This window comes from Pseudoalteromonas sp. meg-B1, from assembly GCF_003173795.1.
GTDB lineage: Bacteria > Pseudomonadota > Gammaproteobacteria > Enterobacterales > Alteromonadaceae > Pseudoalteromonas > Pseudoalteromonas undina.
Genome location: NZ_QGQU01000001.1, coordinates 544,988 through 566,424, shown reverse-complemented (window position 1 = coordinate 566,424; position 21,437 = coordinate 544,988). Strand labels below are relative to the sequence as shown.

Below are 21,437 nucleotides of genomic sequence, written 5' to 3'. Positions count from 1 at the left end.
AAAATCTTATTGTTGGCCTACAGAGCTGACAATCTTGATCTGTCTTTCATCTGGTATCTCTTGATAAGACATCACTCGCAATCCTGGAATGGTGTATTTAACAAATCGAGATAGCACAGTGCGTAACATTCCTGACGTTAGCAATATTGAAGGTTCACCGGCCATTTCTTGATTTTGATGCGCTTCATTCAATGATGTTTGAAGTCTATCAGCAAGCCCTGGTTCTATTCCGGCACCTTCATCACCTGCATTTTGAAGTGACTGATGCAACATCTGTTCCAACTCAGGCGCCAAGGTTATGACAGGGATTTCAGAAGACATACCAACAGCATCTTGAACGATTAATCTACGCAACGATATTCTCACTGCAGCCGTTAATACATCAGGGTCTTGGCTACGAGGGCCATACTCAACAAGGGTTTGAACAATTGAGCGCATATCTCGTATTGCTACCCCTTCATTTAATAAGTTTTGTAGTACTTTAACGATGGTGGTCAGCGGTAATACCTCAGGTACTAGCCCTTCAACTAAGCGAGGGTGACTTTTACCTAACATATCTAATAAGTTTTGTACTTCTTCGTGGCCAAGCAATAATGCGGCGCTATTGGTGAGTAACTGGCTAATATGAGTGGCCACAACGGTTGCTGAATCAACTACGGTATAACCTAAAGATTGCGCTTCATCTTTTTGATCGGGTTTTATCCATACCGCATCTAAACCAAATGCAGGGTCTGTAGTTTCAATGCCTTTTAGCGGGCCAAACACTTGGCCTGGGTTAATTGCTAGTTCATCGCCGTGTTTAAGCTCTCCCTCACCACTTGATACACCCATCATAGTGATGCGATACGCATTTGGATCAAGTTCAAGGTTGTCGCGAATATGTACAGGCGGTACTAAAAAGCCCAGCTCTTGAGATAGTTTTTTACGCACCCCTTTAATGCGGTTTAACAGCTCACCACCTTGTGATTGGTCAACCAAAGGAATTAATCGATAACCTACTTCTAAGCCAATAACATCAACTTGCTGTACATCATCCCAACCCAGTTCTTTTTGTTCTTGTTTAGCCGCAATCCCGGTACCTGAGGCTGCATTTTCAGCTTCTTCGGCCTCAGCAGCCGCCAATTTAAGTTTGTTTTGCTGGGTGTAGTATGCAAGGTAACCTAAAAGCGCCCCTAAACTTAAAAATGCAATATGCGGCATACCTGGGACTAAACCCATAGTGATGAGGATACCAGAGGCAATAAATAATGATTTTTCGTTTCCTAGCTGCTGCTTAAACTGATCGCCCATATTGTGCGATTCATTTTGACGCGTTACAACAATCGCAGTACCAATTGAAAGTAGTAATGAAGGTAATTGTGCGACTAAGCCATCACCAATGGTTAATAGTGTGTACACTTCCATAGCACGTGAAAAGCTCAAGTCATGCTGGATCATGCCAACAAATAAACCACCTACAATATTGATCACTAAAATGACGATACCCGCGATAGCATCGCCTTTTACAAATTTACTGGCACCATCCATAGAACCATAAAAGTCGGCTTCACGGGTTACTTCATCACGACGCTCTCTGGCTTGCTCTGCACTAATAAAGCCAGCATTCATATCTGCATCAATCGCCATTTGCTTACCCGGCATGGCATCAAGGGTAAAGCGTGCTGACACTTCAGAAATACGCCCTGCACCTTTGGTAATTACCACAAAGTTTATGATAATTAGAATCAAAAATACCACTAAACCCACGGCGTAGTTACCACCAATCACCACCGAGCCAAATGCTTCAATTACCTTACCAGCGGCATCACCACCATTATGACCCTCAAGAAGTACCACCCGAGTACTGGCTACGTTAAGTGCTAAACGCATGATCGTAGCGATTAACAACACCGCTGGAAACATGCCAAATTCAAGCGGCTTCATGGTATATACGGTGACCAGTAATACAACTAATGCGAGCGCGATATTAAACGAAAATAATATATCAAGCAGAAATGGAGGCAGTGGTAATATAACCATGCCAAGCGCAGCTAAGACTAAAAGCGGTGTACCAACGCCTTTTGCATATTCTTTTTTATCTTTATTAAGTTGTTGTAATACCGCTTTAAATTCCATAACTCTACAATTTCAAAAAATTGACACTACGCTGAAATTGCAATAACTATTCCAAGTTAGTTGGCTAGCGGTTAATACTTGAATTCATCGGGGATTGGCAGCTTTTTATTAAGCGCGACAGGGCGTTTTCCACGGCCTTTTTTAAACCGTTTAAGTTGAAATACATAGGCAAGCACTTGGGCAACTGCAGTAAAGAGCTGATCGGGAATTTGATCCCCTACTTCAGCGGTATGATAAAGCGCTCGCGTTAAGGTAGGCGACTCAACAATAGGCACTTCATTACCCAAAGCAATTTTACGAATTTGCATAGCGAGTTCGTCAACGCCTTTGGCTAGTACAATAGGCGCTCCAGCTCGCTCTGTGTCGTATTTTAAAGCCACTGAGTAATGAGTAGGGTTGGTAACAATAACATCGGCATCAGGAACATCCTGCATCATTCTCTTTTGCGACATTTGACGTTGGGTTTGCCTGATACGCGCTTTGATTTGCGGATCACCCTCAGAGTTTTTATATTCATCTTTTACTTCTTGCATCGTCATTTTAAGCTGTTTGTTATGGCTATAACTTTGAAATGGCGCATCAATAGCTGCAATAATAATTAAGGTGCAAGATAACCCTAAAAACATCCAGGCTAATATTTCCAAAGCATGCACGATATTGCCCGGCGCACTTTCTATACTCAAATGTAATATTTCATCAAAATAAACATTAATTAAAAAGATAGCGAAGGTTGCCACTAGGCCAAACTTTAATAATGACTTAAGTAGCTCAATAGCCGCTTGCGGGCCAAACATCCGAGTAAAACCTTTCATTGGCGACATTTTACTGGCTTTGGGCGCTGCTGCCTGCCAGCTAAAATTAAAGCCGCCAAGCATGGTGTTACCAATAAACGCAGCCAGTACAATAATAAGTACAAACATCGACATAGGAAATAATAGTACGTCAGCAACCTCCCCCCACACCGCAAACATTTTTGTGGTGTCGTAGGTTTCATTGCGATTAAGACTAAGCATTCTGCCCATAATTCGATACAAGCCTTTGCCAATTTCAGGGCCATACATTAATAAAGAAATAGCTGAAAAAATGAGTACAAACATAGTACCTAGCTCTTTAGAACGCGCTATTTGGCCTTTCTTTTTGGCATCATCAACTTTTTTGGGCGTGGGTTCTTCGGTTTTTTCTTGTCCTGAATCTTCAGCCATTACGCTCTCCTAAGGGGAACAACCAACTAGAGTACACATTAGCTCAACCATTTTTAGCCATTGGAACTCAAACTGAGTGATAAAGTTACCGAGGGTAGCCCAAATAATAACGAGCCCTGCCACTAAGGTAAACGGAAAGCCTATAGAGAAGATATTTAACTGTGGGGCAGCACGGGTCATGATGCCAAATGACATATTAATTACAAGCATGGCTGTTAATGGCGCTAACGAAAGCACTAGTGCAGTGGTAAACATCCAACCACCCCATGTCACTATGTCCCAATAATGATCAACCGCCCACCAATTACCATCAATTGGCAATACCTGAAAACTATGTACCACCATTTGAATCATCATTAAATGGCCATTAAATACAAAAAATAACAAGGTAGCTAAAATGAGGTAGAACTGCCCTACAGCAGGTACACTCATTCCATTTGAGGGGTCAACAACAGACGCAAAACCTAAACCAGTTTGCATAGCAAGGATTTGCCCGGCTAACACAAATGTATTGAGCAGCAGTGTGGATGCAAAACCAATCGCAACGCCAATCAGCATTTGTTGTAGCACCACTAAAACCATTTCAAAAGAAAATAAATTAGTAAATGTAGCTGGAGGTAGAACAGGCACAACTAAAAATGTGACTACAACAGCCAAGCCCATTTTAATTCGAGAAGGGACGTTTTTGGCGCCAATACCCGCCATTATCATGATCATTGAGCTAATACGCACCAAGGGCAGTAAAAAATCACTTAACCATTGAATAACAACGGAAAATGGGAACTCCATCGTTAACCTGCTATTTCGGGTATAAGGAGCACTAAGCGATTAAAAAAATCCATCAGCTCTTGAGTAAACCAATGTCCACCCACTATTAACGCACTAATAGTAATTAATAGACGCGGTAAAAAGCTCAGTGTTTGTTCATTAATTGAGGTTGCCGCCTGAAATACTGCCACTACTAAACCAATAATTAAACCAGGTACCACAATAGCAGACACCAGCTTAATCACTAAAAACAGGGCTCCACTTAAAATATCAACAAATACTTCAGGTTCCATGGGCGACTCCTAGAGTGATTGGTTCAAAGTAGAAAGCACCACTATGTGCCCAACCCAAAGCTTTTAGCGAGCGTACCCATCACCAAGCTCCAACCATCAACCAATACAAACAACATAATCTTAAACGGTAGCGATACAATCATGGGAGATAGCATCATCATGCCCATGGCCATCAACACCGATGCAACCACCAAATCGACAATCAAAAAGGGGATGAAGAACATAAAACCGATAATAAAGGCTGTTTGTAGCTCACTGGTCACAAACGCCGGAATAAGCACTATCAATGGCGTTGCTTCGGGTGAATCAAGCTGATCGTACCCAGCTATTTTTGCAAAGGTTTCTAAGTCTTTTAATCGTACTTGAGAAAGCATAAAAGCTTTCATTGGCTCTTTAGCTAAATCGAGTGCTTCTAGTGATGTTACCTGTTCACTTAAGTACGGTTCGATTGCACGTTCGTTTATTTGCTCATAAATAGGCGCCATAATAAAAATACTTAAAAACAGCGACATTCCTAGTAATACTTGATTAGAAGGCGTTTGTTGTAAACCAATCGCTTGGCGCAAAATAGCTAAAACAACAATAATTCGAGTGAACGAGGTCATCATGATAATGGCTGCTGGAATAAAGCTCATAGCCGTCATGATCGCTAACACTTGTAGCGTCACTGAATAGTCTTGCGTGCCATCTGCATTACTTGTGATCGTAAGCGCGTCTATTCCTTCAGCACTGACTCCTGGTACGAATACCATAGCAAATATGAAAAGCAGCCATTTAGTCATGATATTAGTTCTTTTTATTTTGATTAAGTTGCGGATTCAACATTTTGCCAAAACGCTTAGCTAATTCTGGTAACTCTTTTTCTGTCAGGGGAGTTTCTAGCTTGTGTAAATAATTAATGCTATGTGGAGTTACACCTAATAGGTGCTGTGCATTATCTATCTCGACTACCATTAATCGCTCGCGTGAGCCTAAAGGAAGACTGCGGATCACTTTGAATTCATCGTTATTGGTTAAATTTGGATTAAGCTTTTTAACAAAAAAAGCCAACACTAAAATTAACACTACCACCACACCTAACGACATAACCATTGAAATAATGTCTGTGGTGGGTGTTGCAGCATCGGTAGCTGCAAACACTGAATTGCTTAAACCAAGTAATGCTATCATCGTAATTTTTTGATCCGTTCAACCTGACTAATTACATCCGTTAAGCGAATACCAAACTTATCGTTCACCACAACTACTTCACCATGTGCTATCAATGTACCGTTAACTAATACATCTAGCGGCTCACCAGCAACCCTATCAAGTTCAACAACTGAACCTTGGTTAAGTTGTAATAAGTTACGAATATTAATTTTAGAACGCCCTACTTCCATCGAAATAGTAACGGGAATATCTAAAATAGTGTCGAGTTTACGTTTTTCTTCACCGCTGAGCTCATGCTTTGAATCATCCAGCTCATCAAGCTCGGTTACTTTAACCTCTGCACTATCATCGTCAGTTCCCTCAGCCTCAGCAAGTGCTGCTGCCCATTCGTCCATCGTATCTTGATCATCGCTCATACTTTTAACCTTTTAATCAATTACCAGTCTAAGTCTACACCGTTTGAAAGGTGTAAATCATCTTCTAGTTCTGCTAATTCTGCATCTGAATCAATTTTTTTGCCGCCTTTAGTAAAGACGTGCAGCTCAGATTTAACTGAATCAGGGCGTTTAATTTTTTCACTAATTTGTAGCGCAACGTTATCGCGTGAGCGACCCATTTTAGCTCTAAATGTTGGTAACTCTTCAACAAACACAGTAATATGCTCTGGCATTTCAACAGGAATGATATCCCCCGCCTTAAGCTCCATAATTTGTTTTAAGCTTAAATCAACTTCAAGTAGCTGAGTCGACAAATCGACTTCTACATCCATTATTTCGTCGCGAAGTGCCTTGCTCCAACGTAAATCGGTATCTTCAGTATCAGACTGAACACCTGCATCCAGTAGCTCTCGTATAGGTTCGAGCATTGAGTAAGGCAGCGCAATATGAAAGTCACCACCGCCGCCATCAAGCTCAATATGAAAAGAGCTAATAACCACCACTTCGGTTGGGCTAACAATGTTAGCCATGGCGGGATTCACCTCAGAATCGAGATACTCAAACGACACATCCATAACCGGCGCCCATGCTTCTTTGTAATCTTCAAAGATTATTTTTAGCAGCATTTGCACGATACGGCGCTCTGTTGGGGTAAATTCACGCCCTTCAATTTTGGCATGATAACGACCATCGCCACCAAAGAAATTATCTACCAGTATAAAGACTAATCGCGCCTCCATGGTAATTAGGCCAGTGCCTTTTAGTGGGCGAAAACGCACCATATTCAAACTGGTTGGTACAAATAAGGTGTGAATATACTCACCAAATTTGATCATTTGCACGCCGTTAATTGACACCTCAGCGGTGCGGCGCATCATGTTAAAAAGGCTAATTCGCATATGGCGCGCAAATCGCTCATTAACAATTTCAAGTGTCGGCATGCGACCACGCACGATGCGATCTTGCGAAGAGAAGTCATACTGCAGTGTACTTCCCTCACCGTCTTCACCGTCGTGTATATCTTCCTCTTCGACCTCATCAACACCGTGTAATAGCGCATCAATTTCGTCTTGGGATAATAAATCGCTCACACTGACCCCTTATTGCATCACAAAGCCGGTAAACAGTACCCGCTCAATTACTTTACTTCCTTCCACATCCATCATTGCAGCTTGTACTTTATCTAGCGCAGTAAAGCGCAGTGTTTCTTTGCCTACACTGGTGCTTAGTTCATCTGCGGTAGTCATTGAAAATACACTCAATAGCGTACCTTCAATCAGTGGAATATGCTTTTTAGCAGTTTCTTCATTGCCATCTCCGCGCACCAGCAATTGCACTTTAATTTGTACAATTCTATCGCGACTCGCCCCTGGAACATTAAATATAAAAGGTCTTGGCATAGCAACATATAGCGCACTGCCGACCGTTGCCGAGGAGCTTGATGATTCTGCGGCTACTTCACCACTGGCGGCATCATCTGTTAAAGTTTCTACGGGCTCATCATCACCCGATAGTAAAAAGTAACCAGCTACACCGCCAACAATAACTAATACAGCGGCTATAATTATAATGAGTTTGCTTTTATTTTTACTGACTTCTTCTATTTCTAAATTAGTATCTTCAGCCATTGTATTTCCTTTATTCGCAAAGGTATTTGCTTGTTTTAACTATTATAATAGCAGGACTTAGGCATAGTAATCTATTGATGATGACGTTTGTTGTCCAGAACTATGTGTTTGCTTATCTGGTTGCTCACTATTTGTCTCATCTGAAGAGCTATTATTAGCCATTTGACCTTGTGGCTGACCTTCTTGTTGCTCGTTTTGTTCTGGAGATGAACCACCATAAGAAATACTGCTTTCACCTAGTTCTAAGCCCTGTTGCATTAATAATTCTCTAAGCCTAGGTAATGATTGCTCCAGCGCTTCTTTGGCTTGCTGATTTTGCACTACAAAGTTTATTTGTGCTTGCTCCGCATCACTTCGAATACGAATTTGCATACTGCCCATTTCAGGTGGATCTAAACGAATTTCAGCTTCTTTGTTATTAATGCTTAACATTGAAGTAACGCGCTCTTGTAGCATTTTTGCGGCATCACTTTTAATAATATTTAATGCCTGTAAGGTGGCAGGATCAATGCTCACCTGTTTAGCTTGTGCAGTACTTTGCAACTGCCCGGCCTGTAAACTTTGCGCTTCAATAATAGCTTGTTCGTAGCCTAAAGTATCGTATTTAGCGATAGTATTAAGCGACGATTTATCGAATATATTAATGATTTGAGAAAAAATCTGTGCGGCACGCGGTGGCATTTGCTCTGCGTTAGTGGCGCGCATACTCTCTTTTTGTAGTACATCAAGCTGTTTAGCAAGCTCCTCAGGCGTTTCGGCTATCGATTTAGAGCTTTCTGATTTTAGCTCAGGTTTTACATTAGCCGACTCTGTACCTTGTTGTGTTTTAGGTGTAACACCTGCTATCAACGTATTATTAGCAAACAGCGGTTTATCTTTGGCACTAGACAAAGTGTCTGCATTGATAGCTGTTTCTAAATCACTGATAACCCCTTTTAATAAAGTAAGTTCTTTAGTAGATAGAGGCTCACTTTTAATGTATGCCTGCATCTGATTAAGCAATGCCTGTTTTTCTGGGGTAGTTAACGTACTTATTTGTGTATTAATGGCTTGTTGAGGAGTTTGCGGTTTCTCGCTTTCGCTAACATACTTACTGAGTAATTGCTTTAAATCCGCTACATTGTCTTTATTAATAGGTTTGCTCATCGCATCAAGCTCAGTAGCAAGTTCATCTTGTTGTGAAGGCGTTAAATTTGCTAAGAGTTTATCTGCTTTAATTGCATTATCATCTTTTGATAACAGCGCTAAAACAGAGGCGTCTATCGATGCTTTAGTACTCGTAGGAACAGTCGGCTTGTCTGATGGTTTAGCAACCGCTTGCTCATTTTTAACAGTCTCAGATTCTCCGGCTGTGGCAGCTGTCGCTATCGATTTAGTTCCAAGCTGTGAAGACTCAGCTGCAGTTTTACTCGCTGATGCAGCACCTACAACATTTTGTGCTTGTATAATAGCTGGATCATCAACAATTTCATCACTTGGCAAATTAATAACAATAGGTGCAAGCTTATCTTCAGGCTTAATGTTTATTTTGACACCGTCTTTATCTATTAACTCTGCGCCGCTATGAGAATTATTTTTTACTGAGGTGTCGATTACTTGTGCCGCATTAATTTGCGCCAACATGTCTTCACCGCTCAAAAGCTTCTCTTCGCTAGTTTGCTCTTTTAGGTCGGGTTGTTCATCTGAAGGCTGTTTGTTTGGCGCTTTGACCTCTGAATCTTGTGTTTCAGAAGCTTGATTCGCAAGAGCTAGTTGGTCAAAAAAACCAGCATCATTACTACTATCTAGTTTTGCTTTATCACTGTCTTTTTTAACTAAGTATGAGTCTTGCTCAGATACCGCCAACATTGAAATATCATTCATCGCCATAAATCACCTAATAAAAGCGGCAACAGCCCACCGCACAATCCTAAAAAACATTGCTCTTATAGAACATAAGCAATTAGTATGCCTAACTTATAGTGCTTTATTTCTTTGATAAAATTGATTAGAAGAAAACTCATCTAACATTTTTTGTTCATTCTTAGCCACCAGCATGTTCGCTTTTAACTGTTGCTTTTCAATTAGCTTAGCAACCGCTTTGGCTTTAACTTGTTGTTTTAACCATAACGTTTTACGCTGGCTCACTACTTGTTTTGCAGTATTAACGGTACTCGCTTGTTGGCGAGTCGCCTCTTCAATCTTAGCTATGAATGCGTGATACTGGCTAAACCCGGCACTTGATAAGCCCGATTGCCCTTTAATATGAAGTTGCTGCGTATATTCAAGTCGAAAGTCATTTAAGCCTTGAAGCTTTTGCTGATTTAGCTGCAAGTTTTGATTTGCTTGCAAGTAGCTCATGCGTAATGTTTCTTCTTTTTCATTTTCAAGCTTAAGCAGCAAATGTAGTTTATTTTTTGCCATTATGCTTGTCCTAATAATTGTGCGAGCCCTTGTAGGCCATCATCATAACTAATCACGTCACGCATGCCTTGCTGTAAAAATGCGTTCACTCTTGGCATCATATTTATTGCCTGATCAAGCATTTGGTCACTGCCTTTTTGATAAGCACCCAAGGTGATCATATCTTTATTCTGTTGATACATAGAATAGACTTGTTTAAGTACCCGCGCTTGCTGCATATGTGGCTCTGAAACCACTTGTGGCATCACTCGAGAAATAGACTTTTCTATATCAATAGCAGGGTAATGACCGCTGTCGGCTAAATCACGCGATAAAACAATATGCCCATCAAGTATGGCACGTGCGGCATCGGCTATCGGGTCTTGCATGTCATCACCTTCACTCAGTACAGTAAAAAAGGCAGTAATAGAGCCTTGCCCTTCTCCGCCATTACCAGCACGTTCCACTAATGCGGGTAATTTAGCAAATACTGAAGGCGGATAACCTTTGGTTGCAGGAGGCTCACCCACAGCCAGTGCTATTTCACGCTGCGCCATGGCATAACGCGTTACCGAGTCAAGCAGTAACAATACGTTTAGCCCTTGATCTCGAAAGTATTCTGCAATGGTGACTGCACTCTCACAGCCTTTTAATCGCATTAATGGTGAAGCATCAGCAGGCGCTGCCACAACAACTGATCGTTTACGTCCTTCAACACCCAGTATTTCTTCAATAAATTCTTTTACTTCTCGGCCACGCTCACCGACTAAACCCACTACAATTACATCGGCTTCACTGCCTCGAGTCATCATGCCCAATAGTACAGATTTACCCACACCGGAGCCTGCAAATAAGCCCATACGCTGGCCTTGGCCTACCGTAATTACTGAGTTAATAGCGCGTACTCCCACATCCATGGGTTTACTAATGGGGCGTCTTGCCAGTGGATTTATTGCGTTTTGAGCGAATTTAAGTGTGTGTTCTGCGTTTATTTTCCCTAGCCCATCTAAAGGTCGCCCTAAACCGTCGACAACTCGGCCAAGTAAACTCATACCAACAGGTAAACCAGTGTCATTAACTTGAGGAATAACTCGGGCACCAGGAAGTACACCTGAGATATGATCATTGGGCATTAAATATAAGGTTTGATCATTAAAACCAACAATCTCGGCATCAACAAAGCCGCTCATGGTTTCAATTTTACATTGGCTGCCTACTGGAGCTCGCAGGCCTTTTGCTTCAAGTGTTAAACCAACCACACGGGTTAAAACACCCGCAACCGCAGGGGCAGGGGTTTTAATATGTTGTTGGTATTGAGATAAGCGTTCGCTTAATGAAGTATCGCTCACAGACATTGCACGCCAATAAAAAGTTAGATACCACTATTATGCAAAAAACTATCCAATGTTTCTTTGACACGAGTTTTCAAGGTCATATCTAAAGACGATAGTGTTGTCTTAACTTCACAACCGCCGCGCTCCAATGTAGGCTCTGGAATTAACTGCCAATGATTATCTTCAATAGCTTGCTCGCCATAACTGGTTTTTATAAGTGTTAGGTCTTCTGGGTGAAGATGAATTTTAACTTTCTGTTGCTCTGCATTCAATGCATCAATGCTTTTTTTCAAGGTATGTAAGATAATATCAGGCGAAGTTTTTATCTCTTGATAAATGATTGCTTCACTGAGCATAGTCGCTAACTGCACTAACTGCTTTTCTGCTTGCTCATCCACTTTTTTAAGTGGATCAGATAAACTATCTAACAAGCTGCGTAAGTGAGTTAACTGCTCATCCATCAAAGGTTTAACCTCTTCTTGACCTTGGGTTTTACCCAGCTCAACACCTTCTTTGTAACCAGCTTCTTTTCCCTCAGTTACGCCTTTATCAAAACCATCTATATAGCCTTGCTCGTGTCCTTGCTTAAGACCTTCCTCATACGCATCTTGGCGAATGCGCTCAAGCTCCACCATAGTAAGAGAAGGTAACTCTTGTTCTTCGGGCTCTTCATCTTGCTCTTTGGCCATTTCTTTATGGTATAGCTCTGCCAATGGCGTACCAAAAGCGGTCGAACGATTGCCAAAACTTCGCTCATCTGGCGCAACATCTGGAATTGGCCAATTTTTTAATAGCTCATCAGCTTCATCAGCGTGTAACGGGCGACCTTTAGAGTTACTCATAAATTATAAGAACTCCTCACCACCGCCACCACCAAGCATAATTTCACCTGAATCTGATAGACGACGAGCTGTTGACAGTATTTCTTTTTGTGCTGCTTCTACTTCACTAATGCGCACTGGTGCCATAGCTTCTAAGTCATCAGCAAGCATTTCTGCTGCACGTTTTGACATGTTACCCAAAATCTTCTCTTTAAGCGCTTCGTCAGTGCCTTTAATGGCTTTCATCAGTACATCTTGAGGCACTTCACGTAAAATTGCTTGAATACCTCGATCCTCTACATCCATTAAGTTTTCGAAGACAAACATTAAGTCTTGAATTTGTTGCGACATTTCTTCGTCATGCTCACGGATAGAATCCATTAACTGCCCTTCAACATTGGTATCGAGGTAGTTCATAATATCTGCAGCCGCTTTTAAGCCACCCATCTTCGCAGCTTGTGCGCCCGCTTGACCAGCGAATTGTTTTTCCATAATTTCGTTTAATTCTTGTAAAGCCGCTGGTTGAACTTCTTCTAAATTGGCAATACGCATGGTTAAATCTAAGCGCACTTTTTCAGGAAATTGCGCTAAAATCTCAGCAGATTGTTCCGGCTCTAAATAAGAAAGCACAATTGTTTGAATTTGTGGATGCTCATTACGAATAATATTCGCTACCTGCTTTGAGTCCATCCATTTTAATGAATCAAGCCCTTTGGCGCCTGATCCCATAACAATTTGATCTATTAAGCTGGCAGCTTTATCTTCACCTAATGCGGCCGTAAGTGCTTTTTTGATAAAATCTTCAGACTGAAAACCTATCGTACTAAAGCTTTGAATTTGTTCGATAAACAAGTTGTGCACTGCGCTGATTTTAGCTTGCGACAAATCATCGATTGCCGCCATGGCCATACCTACCTTTTGCACTTGCTTTGGCTCTAAGTGCTTTAGGATTTGCGCTGCATCTTCTTCAGATAAACTTAGCAATAATATCGCCGCTTTATCTACACCATCGAGCTTATCAACATCAAACGCCGGTGGTAGTTGTTTTTGTTCTTGATCAGTCATCTTCTGTTAACCACGCTTTCACTACTTGTGATGATAGTTCTGGTTCATTGGCTACAAGGGCACGAACCGCTTTCAATAAGTCTTCGTCGCCATGTAGGTCTGGTAACTGTAGTGTACCATCGCTTGAGAAGCCAACTGAAGCAGAATCAAAGTCATTATTTAGCATATCTAATGTGCTGTCACCAAGGTCAACACCTGAACTAAGAGAGTCTTCATCATATTCTTCAAGTGTATTATCTGGGTAAATTAATCGCTTAAGCATAGGCTTAACTACAGCTAAAATCAGTACAATAATAACCAGCGCACCTAATACTAAGCGCATCATTTTCATAAACCAGTCTTGTTCCCATAAAGGCAATTCGAAATCAAGCGCTGAGTCTTCACGAACAAATGGCACGGTCACTACTTCAAGTGCATCACCACGTTGCATATCAAAGCCTACGCCACCTTGTAACAAGCGACGAATATTTGACAAAGCTTCTACCGAGCGTGGTGTCATGGTTGTTTCACCGTTTTCACCAACCGTGGGTAAGTAATCGACCGCTACGGACACACTAATTCTGCGGATCACACCCGTTTGCTGACGTTTATGAGAAATAGTGGTATCAAGTTCATAGTTACGGGTAGCTTCTTTGTGAGTACGACTTGGAGAGGTTGCAGTACCTGCACCGCCAGCCATTGCATCTTCAGGTATCGTTGAGTTAACCGGAGGCTGATTAGTAAGTGCACCAGGAATACCTACCGCTAAACCACCGATATTATTTTCTTCGAAAGTGGTTTCACTTCTTACTGCCGGTAAATCTGGGTTGTAACGTTTTTGTGTTTCTTCTACTGCACTAAAGTCCATGCTTAAATCTACTTGGGCGGTGTAATTACCCAAGCCAACGACGGGAATTAGAATGCTGTCAATTTTTTCTAGGTATTCTTGCTCACGTTTACGCTCTAGGTCGTATTCTTTACGAGAGCGTGCAGCCAAAGAGGTTTGCGAACCTGAATTTAATAAGCGACCGTTTTGATCGGTCACCGTTACGCGAGAAGGCTCTAGCCCTTGCACCGCTGAAGCAATCATATCAACTACTGAGTCAACTTCTTCGCTATCTAGTGAGCGACCACGCTTAAGCGTTAATACTACTGTTGCTGAGGGTTTTTTCTCTCGACGAGCAAATACATTTTCTTTTGGAATAGCTAATAGTACTTTGGCGCGAGTAACGTTGTTTAGCTCTTCAATAGTACGGGCAAGCTGTTGCTCGCGACCATGTTTAAGGCGCTCACGTTCTAAACGTTGGCTTACTCCAAACCCCATGTCCTGCATAATAATATCGCTACCTGATGTCGGCCCTTGATCTAAGCCTTCACGGGTCATCAGTAACTTAATATTTTGATACTCAGTTTCATCAACCGACACCACATTACCATCAAGTTCATAGTCAATTTTTTGCGCATCTAAAAAGTCGAGTGTTTCAATTAACTCTTGAGTTTGCATTTTACCTAATGGGCGCATATCTGGCTGACGAGCCCAGATAATCACGAAGATAGCAATAGCCAAACAAATGGCCAATGCAACAATCAGGGTAATTTGACGTAAAACATCAACACCACCTAGGGCGCTGAAATAGCCTGATTTTTGCTCTTGTTGATCTTCAGTTTCACTTTGCTCCATCATGCCATCAGCAAGTGCCAGATCTGTAGATTGATTAGATTGCGCCACAATAATTCTCCACTACCTAGTTAAACAGGCATGTTCATAATTTCTTTGTAAGATTCAACAAGCTTATTACGAACCTGTACCGTAGCTTCAAATGCCACAGAAGACTTTTGCGAAGCAATCATCGCCTCAGCAAGCGATACGCTTCTATCGCCCATCTCAACTGCTTTTCTTTTTTGTCCTGTGTCTTGCTGAAGCTCATGCACTGTATTAAGTGCATTACTCAACATATCACCAAACTGTGCTGTAGACGTTGATTGCACTTGCGTTGGCAAGTTATTAACTTGGTTACTACGCGTGGCTTCTGAAGCCATAGATTGCATTTCTTGAAATAAAGCACTGTTTTGAATTTTCATAATTGTCTCTGATAATGCAGTAAACTCTTAAATAGAATAAAGCACAAAACATGCCAAAAATAAAATTCAATTAAAACAATATGTTGAACTATAAAATTACGTAGTCAGAGTTTTGACAGCCCTAAAATGTGTTACTTAGTTTTAGGGCTGTTGAGGTTATGCAGGGAGGGAAATACCTAAATCGCGCATTTGCGCTAATTTGTAACGCAAAGTACGTGGACTTATACCTAAGGTTTCGGCTACTTCTTTACGCTTCCCTTGGCAACGCGCCAAGGTTTCTAAAATTATGCGATGTTCTTTATCTTTAAGTTCATCTTTATAACTCCCCGTGTCTAAGGCGAGCAAATCATTTTTTTGCTCATCTTCGGGCATTGTTTTTTCATCATAATAAGCGTTACTGAGATTACTTTTTATAGGCTCCGGCACTGTTGTTGTTTCAACCACAAACTGGGTTGGAGTTAAATTTTCGATAAAAATTGCATGCTCATCAATAGTACTGCCACTGCGTAAAATTAAAGCACGTTGAATAACGTTATCCAGCTCTCGAACGTTACCCGGCCAGCTATGGCTAAGAAGTTTTTGTTCAGCGCTTGTATCTAGATACGCTATTGGCTCTTTGCTTTTACTTAAGTGACGTTCAATTAAATGCTTAGCCAGTACAATAATGTCGCCAGGACGCTCACACAGAGGTCGCCACAGTAAAGGGAAAACATTGAGTCGATAATATAAATCTTCGCGGAACTGATTTTCAGCAACGGCCTCTTTTAATTCGCGGTTACTGGTTGCAAGCACACGTACATCTAGCGAAATAGTTTTCCGACCGCCTAAACGCTCAACTTCGCGTTCTTGTAATACCCGCAGTAGTTTAGCTTGTAAGCCTAAATCCATTTCGGTGATTTCATCAAGTAAGATAGTCCCACCCTGTGCTTGTTCAAACTTACCAGGGCAGGCCTGAATCGCACCAGTAAACGCGCCTTTTTCGTAGCCAAACAAAGTAGCTTCAAGCATGTTTTCAGGAATAGCAGCACAGTTAATTGCTACAAATGGTTCATTGCAGCGTTTTGACTTGTCATGAATATACCGTGCCAGCACTTCTTTACCTGAGCCACTTGGCCCAAGTACCATTACACTGGCATCTGAACGAGCAACTTTACCTGCAAGTTCGAGTAGTTGAATACTACTAGGGTCGGCAACAATAGGACCGTCTGTTTCTTTTTCCTTTTCAGGTAAGTAACGGCTCACCATGTTCAATAGCACTTCTGGGGCAAATGGCTTAGCCATATAATCAATCGCGCCTAGGCGCATGGCTTCAACTGCATCATCAATTGTGGCATAGGCCGTCATCATAAGTACGGGTAAATCAGGGTGATTTAATTTAATACTGCGTAATAAATCCAAGCCACTCATTTCGCCCATTTGTACATCACTGACCACCAGTGAAAATACATCTTTTTTTAATAACAACATGGCTTGCTCTGCACTACTGGCTGCCGTGCAAGCGATGCCCGACATTTCTAGAGTATCAATTAATGCTTCACGAAGTCCGGCGTCGTCTTCTACAACTAAAATAGTGTTACTCATGTGACTCCCCTAATTTAGATGTGACACTAATAGGCAGCAACATACTAAAAATTGCTCCCCCGTGTGGGTTGTTGTTTGCCTCAACCCTTCCCTGATGTGCACTGGCTACCGAACTTACAACGGCAAGCCCTAAGCCTGTACCTTGGCTTTTAGTGGTATAAAAAGGTTCAAATATTTTCTCGCTCTGAACTAAGTCAATGCCTGGACCATTGTCACTAACGCTAATGCGCACAAAGTCAGAGTCTTGTTTGTCACGCTGGGCGCTAAGGTAAACCTGCGCGCCACTGCCAATAACTTGAATACTGTTGTGAATTAGGTTTTGAATAGCGCTTGCTAATGCGGTTTTATTACCCATGATTTCTATATCGGGTTCAGGTAAGCTCACATTTAATTCGCTATCATTGAGCGCTACCATGGCATCGGCACCGGCTTTTACTTCACTGAGTAACTGTTGCATCGACACTTGCTCAACTACCTGTTGATCACCACTTTTAGCAAATAGCAGCATGTCGTTTACTTGGGTTTCTAAATCTTTCAAGCGAGACATTAATTTTGTGTGAAAACTGCCGCGTGATGCTTCCGGTAAGCGCTTTGAGCCTAAGTTGGCAGCATACAACATAGCTGCTGATAACGGTGTGCGTACTTGATGGGCCAAAGATGCCACCATTTTACCTAACGCACTTAAACGCTGCATATGCGCGACTCGTTTTTGTAAGCGTCGGGTTTCAGTCAAATCGGTCATTAATATAAGTTGCCCAGGCTCTGGCGCAAGTGCGGTAATATCGAGTTTTATTAAGCGTCCATCTTTTAACGACACTTCATGACCATCATCTTGATGAGGACGAAATGAGCGCTGAATAACACTAAACCACTTCTCACCTTCTAGTGGTTCACCGAGCATATCGATAGCAATTTGATTCGCTTTAGCGATCATTCCTTTACCATCGAGTACAATCACGCCCGCAGGCATAGTATCAACTAAATGAGAGAGCCAACTTGCCTGTTGACGCAAATCACTCAACTCACCAACATACTCCTCTTGCAGTAAACATGGGTTATACTGATTAGCAGAAATAAACTGGGGTTTTAGCACACTTGCAAGGGCCATAATCAACTCTCTAAAATAATGTAGATACAGTGGCTAATGCACAATATGTACCAAAATTATTCACCAGTAAATTCAATAGATTAAACCATTAAAATACGTGTCGTAAAAATGACGCGCAAAGGAAAATGCATGAATAAAGAAACTCAGTGCCGTTGCCCATGGCTAGATACAACAAAACCTGACTATGTGGATTATCATGATCATGAATGGGGCGTCCCTGTGTATGACGATCAACTACTTTTTGAGTTTTTGACATTAGAATCGGCACAAGCGGGACTCAGCTGGTATACCATATTAAAAAAGCGTGAGAATTATAAAAACGCCTTCGCCAATTTTGACGTACGCAAAGTAGCGGCCTTTACTGAACACGACATAGAAAAATTAATGCAAAATGCGGGCATAGTTCGCAACCGCTTAAAAATTGTCGCAACAATTAATAACGCAAAATGCTTTATTACTATTCAAGAAGAGTTTGGCAGTTTTAGTGATTATCAGTGGCGATTTGTTGGTAATAAACCTCAGGTAAACGATCTAGAAACACTGGCCGACTACCCTGCAGTTACTGAGGCATCGACGTTATTTGCGAAGGATTTAAAAAAGCGTGGCTTTAAATTTTTAGGCCCAACCACAGTGTATGCTTACATGCAGGCCTGTGGAATGGTTAACGATCATAGTAATGATTGTTTTAGGAAGGAAGAAGTTAAAAAATTAGGCTAAGGGCGGGTTTCGGGTTACGAGACGCGAGGTAAACCCGCTGACAATTATAGCGCCGAGTTTGCATTAAGCGTAGTGTTTAGCTTTTCTAACCTAAAATATAACACCTGCACTTTGCTCTTAATCCCTAGACAAGTTATATTTTTTCATTTTTTCGACCAGTGTGGTTCGCCTTACGCCTAGCACTTCAGCAGCACGGGCAACAACGTAATCAAAGCGCTCTAATGCCTGGGTGATTAAGTTAATTTCAAGCTCAGCTAAGTACTCCTTAAGCTCAATACCTTCATCGGGCAATAAACCCGGTGCCGTTTGAGCAAAATCATCTTCAAGGTCTATTTCGTCTTCACTAAATCCGCCGCTAAAAATATCATTAAACGCATCACGCTCCATCAGTTCTTCTGGATACTGAGGCTCATAGGCTTCAACTTCAATGTAGCGGTATTTGTTAGGTAAGTCAGGAACATCCACCACCTTATCTGGGAACATAATAACCATACGCTCAACTAAGTTAGCGAGCTCACGAATATTACCCGGCCAAGAATGCTCTTTTAAACTATCAATAGCACGCTCTGTAAACTTAGCCGTAGTACCGCTTTGTTCATTTACACGGCGCATTAGCTCTTTAAGTAGCAAAGGGATGTCTTCTGCACGTTGAGCAAGTGATGGGCTCTCAATAGGAAAAACATTTAAGCGATAGTATAAATCTTCTCGGAATGAGCCTTTTTCAATCATGCTTTCAAGATCACGGTGGGTTGCAGCAATAACACGTACATCGGCTTGAATCGCTTTGGTACCGCCAACGCGCTCATAGCTACGCTCTTGTAGTACTCGCAGTAACTTAACCTGCATTTGCAGCGGCATGTCCCCTATTTCATCTAAAAATAGCGTGCCACCTTGCGCCAATTCAAACCGGCCTTTACGTGCTGAAATAGCCCCGGTAAATGCACCTTTTTCATGGCCAAATAGTTCACTTTCTAGTAGCTCCGCAGGAATTGCCCCACAGTTTACTGGTACAAATGGGCCTTTATTACGCTTAGAAAGCAGATGCACATTACGAGCAACCACTTCTTTACCCGTGCCCGACTCACCTAAAATAAGTACGTTGGCATCGGTTTTAGCAACTTGAGTAATTAAAAAGCGTAAATCTTTTACGGCTTTGGTTTCACCTACAAGGCCATCAAAGGTGCTTTTTTCTTTATTATGTTGATGCTCATGAGGCAGCATACGCTGATATTGCTGACAATCATGTAGTAACTGAGTGGTAACTTCATGAGTAAATGGCTCACAAATTAGTCCAACAACATTGGCGAGACTCAGTAGCGGTTTGAGCGTTTCGCCAATCAGTAAAAAAGGAAATGTTGGATAGCGTTTAATTAAACTTTCATGATCTAAAGATTGCAGCGCCCCTAACACCACAATACATTCTTTGTTTTGATAGTGACTACATGCCTGCTCAAAGTCAGCTTCTGTTTGCAACTGTACCGCCTCACCAATAAAAGTAAGCGATGCATATAATCCAATAGAGCGATTATTATTATTATCTAAAATTAAGATCATTTTTAGCGAGCCATTTATTTCACTAATTTGTTTTATTAATCAAATTGTAAGCCAGTTGGATTTGGATGCAAGTAATAGCGGCGATTTTTTGACATTAACGCCAAAAAACAGACACCCTGCCTGAAAAGCCAATACTTTATAACTAATAACTCTTTAGCTATTTATAACGGCATACCTACTTAGGATGAATTACCTAACACATTTTTGCCACCAGTAATGATACGATTTCACACAGAAGAAACTCATAAAAACTGCTATTATTACTTAAAGGTGTGACTGTTTTGGCCGATAAGTAATAGTCAAACTTATGTTGGAACTAAACTTGCTTAAGGTTCTACACATGTAATTAAAATTTAAGGAATTACCTATGGCGCACGCATCAATCAATAAATACCGTCAAATTACAGTTAGCAGCGTTAAAGAAATGACGCCTTATGATCAAGTCAAACTCGTGTTTGTTAATATTGTTGGTAAGTTATCAGCTGCTAAAGGGTTTATTGAACGTAAAGAGTTAGAAAAAAAAGGCAACGCAATCTCTGATTGTATTGTGCTACTTGGTGCTTTGCAGCAAGTATTAAATTTTGAACATAATAATGAAGTATCAACTAACTTAGACTCTTTGTATGATTATTGTCAGCGATGCTTACTAACCGCAAACCTCGAGAACGATATAGAAAAAATTGATGAAGTAATTACCTTGATTAAGGAAATAAAATCAGGTTGGGAAGCAATTCCATTTGAACAAAGAGAACCACAACTATAATGTCTTTAAATCGGGTTACAAGCTCACAAGTTAAAGATAGTGAGACTCGAGCATATTGCAATGAGCTAGTAAGTTTGATTGCTGACTCAGAAGATTGGGATATTGAGCAAGCACTGAATATCCATAATCAGTTAGACACCTATATGGGTGAATCCTTAAAGCATAATCAAAGCTTTTATTCTGAATCTGAGCTGGAGTTTTTAATCGCATTTTTGGCGAAACTTTCAACGATATTTGATAGCGAAAAACAAAAGTTAGCGATAGAGATTATAAAAAAACAAAAAAGCAAAGGTGCGGTGAGTAAGTATAAATCTAATATTTAAATCAAACATAGACTTAGAGTGTTAATAAAAGTGTGTAAGCCTAATACCAGTCAGCAAAGCTGACTGGCTTTTTTAAGGTACACCTTAAGAATTAAGGCTTTATTGAATACTTTTATAATTATAAAACGAACAG

At 41.2% G+C, this 21,437-nt stretch carries 22 protein-coding genes; 3 read left to right on the top strand and 19 right to left on the bottom strand.

The features are described 5' to 3' along the window. Positions 1–6 precede the first annotated feature (6 nt). From flhA to DK924_RS02550, 18 genes are all read right to left on the bottom strand, one after another. Entirely contained in the window at positions 7–2,115 is a 2,109-nt protein-coding gene (gene flhA, locus DK924_RS02635) for a flagellar biosynthesis protein FlhA (RefSeq protein ID WP_010387925.1), read from the bottom strand. A 71-nt stretch (positions 2,116–2,186) separates the two neighbouring features. Further along, positions 2,187–3,317 (bottom strand): flagellar biosynthesis protein FlhB, encoded by a 1,131-nt coding sequence (gene flhB, locus DK924_RS02630; protein WP_010387924.1) that lies wholly within the window; start codon positions 3,315–3,317, stop codon positions 2,187–2,189. 9 nt (positions 3,318–3,326) lie between these two features. Beyond that, on the bottom strand, positions 3,327–4,106 hold the full coding sequence (gene fliR, locus DK924_RS02625) for a flagellar biosynthetic protein FliR (RefSeq protein WP_010387923.1): 780 nt from the start codon (positions 4,104–4,106) through the stop codon (positions 3,327–3,329). Positions 4,107–4,108: 2 nt separating this feature from the next. Beyond that, the gene (locus DK924_RS02620) at positions 4,109–4,378 is read right to left on the bottom strand and encodes a flagellar biosynthetic protein FliQ (RefSeq protein WP_010387922.1); all 270 of its coding nucleotides are present in this window, start codon (positions 4,376–4,378) and stop codon (positions 4,109–4,111) included. 41 nt (positions 4,379–4,419) lie between these two features. Next, positions 4,420–5,160, bottom strand: coding sequence for a flagellar type III secretion system pore protein FliP (gene fliP, locus DK924_RS02615; RefSeq protein ID WP_010387920.1), 741 nt, complete (start codon positions 5,158–5,160; stop codon positions 4,420–4,422). 4 nt (positions 5,161–5,164) lie between these two features. Then, the gene (fliO, locus tag DK924_RS02610; protein ID WP_010387917.1) at positions 5,165–5,548 is read right to left on the bottom strand and encodes a flagellar biosynthetic protein FliO; all 384 of its coding nucleotides are present in this window, start codon (positions 5,546–5,548) and stop codon (positions 5,165–5,167) included. Further along, a complete protein-coding gene (gene fliN / locus DK924_RS02605; protein WP_010387913.1) occupies positions 5,545–5,946 on the bottom strand; it encodes a flagellar motor switch protein FliN in 402 nt (133 codons plus the stop codon). The genes fliO and fliN overlap by 4 nt, the downstream gene beginning before the upstream one ends. A 20-nt stretch (positions 5,947–5,966) precedes the next feature. Beyond that, a complete protein-coding gene (gene fliM / locus DK924_RS02600; protein ID WP_010387912.1) occupies positions 5,967–7,058 on the bottom strand; it encodes a flagellar motor switch protein FliM in 1,092 nt (363 codons plus the stop codon). A gap of 9 nt (positions 7,059–7,067) precedes the next feature. Next, positions 7,068–7,595, bottom strand: a complete 528-nt coding sequence (gene fliL / locus DK924_RS02595) for a flagellar basal body-associated protein FliL (protein WP_010387911.1) — start codon at positions 7,593–7,595, stop codon at positions 7,068–7,070. Between the two features lie 57 nt (positions 7,596–7,652). Continuing rightward, the gene (locus tag DK924_RS02590) at positions 7,653–9,464 is read right to left on the bottom strand and encodes a flagellar hook-length control protein FliK (protein ID WP_109874278.1); all 1,812 of its coding nucleotides are present in this window, start codon (positions 9,462–9,464) and stop codon (positions 7,653–7,655) included. Positions 9,465–9,551: 87 nt separating this feature from the next. Then, positions 9,552–9,998: a flagellar export protein FliJ gene (fliJ, locus tag DK924_RS02585; RefSeq protein ID WP_109874277.1), complete on the bottom strand. Its 447-nt coding sequence runs from the start codon at positions 9,996–9,998 to the stop codon at positions 9,552–9,554. Further along, complete coding sequence (fliI, locus tag DK924_RS02580; RefSeq protein ID WP_054201721.1) at positions 9,998–11,332, bottom strand: flagellar protein export ATPase FliI; 1,335 nt, start codon at positions 11,330–11,332, stop codon at positions 9,998–10,000. The genes fliJ and fliI overlap by 1 nt, the downstream gene beginning before the upstream one ends. A gap of 17 nt (positions 11,333–11,349) precedes the next feature. Continuing rightward, positions 11,350–12,153: a flagellar assembly protein FliH gene (gene fliH, locus DK924_RS02575; RefSeq protein ID WP_055013207.1), complete on the bottom strand. Its 804-nt coding sequence runs from the start codon at positions 12,151–12,153 to the stop codon at positions 11,350–11,352. Between the two features lie 3 nt (positions 12,154–12,156). Continuing rightward, the gene (gene fliG / locus DK924_RS02570; RefSeq protein WP_010387902.1) at positions 12,157–13,197 is read right to left on the bottom strand and encodes a flagellar motor switch protein FliG; all 1,041 of its coding nucleotides are present in this window, start codon (positions 13,195–13,197) and stop codon (positions 12,157–12,159) included. Continuing rightward, on the bottom strand, positions 13,190–14,905 hold the full coding sequence (gene fliF / locus DK924_RS02565; protein ID WP_054201723.1) for a flagellar basal-body MS-ring/collar protein FliF: 1,716 nt from the start codon (positions 14,903–14,905) through the stop codon (positions 13,190–13,192). The genes fliG and fliF overlap by 8 nt, the downstream gene beginning before the upstream one ends. A gap of 20 nt (positions 14,906–14,925) precedes the next feature. After that, on the bottom strand, positions 14,926–15,258 hold the full coding sequence (gene fliE, locus DK924_RS02560) for a flagellar hook-basal body complex protein FliE (protein WP_010387900.1): 333 nt from the start codon (positions 15,256–15,258) through the stop codon (positions 14,926–14,928). Between the two features lie 156 nt (positions 15,259–15,414). Continuing rightward, complete coding sequence (locus tag DK924_RS02555; RefSeq protein WP_109874276.1) at positions 15,415–16,839, bottom strand: sigma-54 dependent transcriptional regulator; 1,425 nt, start codon at positions 16,837–16,839, stop codon at positions 15,415–15,417. After that, on the bottom strand, positions 16,832–17,947 hold the full coding sequence (locus DK924_RS02550; RefSeq protein WP_075169684.1) for a PAS domain-containing sensor histidine kinase: 1,116 nt from the start codon (positions 17,945–17,947) through the stop codon (positions 16,832–16,834). The genes DK924_RS02555 and DK924_RS02550 overlap by 8 nt, the downstream gene beginning before the upstream one ends. Before the next feature lie 129 nt (positions 17,948–18,076). On the opposite strand from DK924_RS02550, the gene DK924_RS02545 reads away from it, so the two are divergent. After that, on the top strand, positions 18,077–18,664 hold the full coding sequence (locus DK924_RS02545) for a DNA-3-methyladenine glycosylase I (RefSeq protein WP_109874275.1): 588 nt from the start codon (positions 18,077–18,079) through the stop codon (positions 18,662–18,664). A gap of 117 nt (positions 18,665–18,781) precedes the next feature. On the opposite strand, the gene DK924_RS02540 is transcribed toward DK924_RS02545, so the two are convergent. After that, the gene (locus DK924_RS02540; RefSeq protein ID WP_055013204.1) at positions 18,782–20,218 is read right to left on the bottom strand and encodes a sigma-54-dependent Fis family transcriptional regulator; all 1,437 of its coding nucleotides are present in this window, start codon (positions 20,216–20,218) and stop codon (positions 18,782–18,784) included. Between the two features lie 367 nt (positions 20,219–20,585). Between DK924_RS02540 and fliS the strand changes: the two genes are divergently transcribed. Beyond that, positions 20,586–20,981 (top strand): flagellar export chaperone FliS, encoded by a 396-nt coding sequence (gene fliS / locus DK924_RS02535; protein ID WP_109874274.1) that lies wholly within the window; start codon positions 20,586–20,588, stop codon positions 20,979–20,981. Beyond that, a complete protein-coding gene (locus DK924_RS02530; RefSeq protein ID WP_109874273.1) occupies positions 20,981–21,304 on the top strand; it encodes a hypothetical protein in 324 nt (107 codons plus the stop codon). Before fliS ends, DK924_RS02530 begins: the two co-directional genes overlap by 1 nt. Positions 21,305–21,437: the final 133 nt, after the last annotated feature.